Source organism: Janthinobacterium sp. HH106, assembly GCF_001758725.1.
Classification (GTDB): domain Bacteria; phylum Pseudomonadota; class Gammaproteobacteria; order Burkholderiales; family Burkholderiaceae_D; genus Janthinobacterium.
In genome coordinates this window covers 1-1,228 of sequence record NZ_LRIC01000007.1, presented here as the reverse complement: position 1 = coordinate 1,228, position 1,228 = coordinate 1, and the positions used below count along the sequence as shown (strand labels likewise).

The following is a 1,228-nucleotide window of genomic DNA, read 5'->3' as shown; positions in this document are numbered from 1 at the left end:
GTAGATACTGTTATCCCCGTCAAGCGGCGTGCAAGGCCGGATCAAATATTTTTCCCGACCTGAGCACGCCGAATGCCACGTGCACCAGCTTGCGCATCATGGCGCCAATGATCAGCTTGGGCGCTTTGCCGGCGTCACGCAGGCGCTGACCGAAGCGCTTGCCCCAAGGCGTCTTATGCACTGCCACCATGGCCGGCATGTACAGTGCCTTGCGCAGGAAGCTGTGGCCGACCTTCGACATGCGTGGCTTGCCACGCACGCTGGAACCCGACTCGTGCTGGCGCGGATCGAGGCCCGCAAACGCCACCGCCTGCTTGGCGCTGTCGAAGCGCTCAGGATTGGCGTAGTAGGACAGCAGCACGGGAATCGTGCGCTCGCCCAGGCCAGGGATGCTATCGAGCAATTCGCGCTTGCCGCGTAAATCCGGGTCGTCATCGATATGACGGCGGATCGCCAGGATCAGCGCTTTGATCTCGGCATCGAGCCGGGCAATATGATCCTCGATACCCTGGCGTACCGCCGCGCGCGCCACTTCAAGCCGGTTGCTTTCCTGCTGGCGCATCGCTTGCAAGGCATCCAGGCGCAGCACCAGCGCGCGCAGCGATTGCTCGGCCGGCGATGGCGCCTGCCAGGGCTCTGGCTGGCGTTCATGGGCGAAGTCGGCGATCAGCTGTGCGTCGACCTTGTCGGTCTTGGTGCGTACCAGGCGCGAAGCGCTGAAGGCATTGATCTGGGCCGGATTGATGACACTGACCACCATGCCAAGTCCAGCGAGATATTCGGCAACTCCTTCCCAATACGTGCCCGTCGCTTCCATGCACACCCTGGGGCTGCCGGCAGCATGCTTCAGCAGCCATGCGTGGAGCGCGGTGAATCCTTGACGGTTGTTCTCGACAACCTTGTTACGATGCTTGCCGTTGGGCAGGCGCAGCGCGCAGTCGAGCTTGGCCTTGGCAACGTCGATTCCTAAATTAAACATGCTGTGGTCCTCTTGCGATCTACCTTGCAAATGCGGGCTAACCGGCATGCCGGTGCCAAAGATACTGTCCGATCTTGATATGGAGGATGGGTAACTGGTGCGAGATCTACGGAGCTGGCTCGGGGCCTAAGGGCGGATACGGCATCCAGTTACCCGGTCTTGATATGCCTACCAAGATTTTGACAGCGGTCGATACCGTTCGCAATACCACGAACGGCATGAGGGGAATAATACAAGGTCGGATTAGCG

At 60.4% G+C, this 1,228-nt stretch carries 1 protein-coding gene; it reads right to left on the bottom strand.

Annotated elements, in window-relative coordinates:
- Nucleotides 1–19: 19 nt before the first annotated feature.
- The gene (locus JAB8_RS04305) at nucleotides 20–979 is read right to left on the bottom strand and encodes an IS110 family transposase (protein WP_083287570.1); all 960 of its coding nucleotides are present in this window, start codon (nucleotides 977–979) and stop codon (nucleotides 20–22) included.
- Nucleotides 980–1,228 lie beyond the last annotated feature (249 nt).